The organism is Streptomyces katrae, assembly GCF_000966975.1.
Taxonomy (GTDB): Bacteria; Actinomycetota; Actinomycetes; order Streptomycetales; family Streptomycetaceae; genus Streptomyces; species Streptomyces katrae.
The window spans coordinates 1-212 of the sequence record NZ_JZWV01000631.1 but is presented as its reverse complement, the minus strand read 5'-3'; the positions used below and the strand labels follow the sequence as shown (position 1 = coordinate 212).

General features: G+C 83.5%; 1 pseudogene. It reads right to left on the bottom strand.

The features are described 5' to 3' along the window. Positions 1-212, bottom strand: a pseudogene (locus tag VR44_RS22485) (hypothetical protein); the annotation flags it as partial.

Sequence of the window (212 nt, the reverse complement as noted above, 5' to 3'; positions counted from 1 at the left end):
CGCCGGCCGGCGCCCCGGGCGCCGAGCGGGACGGCGGCGACGAGGGTGAGCGCGCCGAGGGGCTGGACCAGGGTGAGCGGGCCGTAGCGCAGGGCGGCGGCGTGCAGCAGGGCGGCGGCCGCGTTCAGTCCGGCCGACCACCACCAGGCGCCGTTGCCGAGCAGGGCGCGGGCCGAGCGGGCGACGGCCCGGCGGGCCAGCCGCTCCTGGGC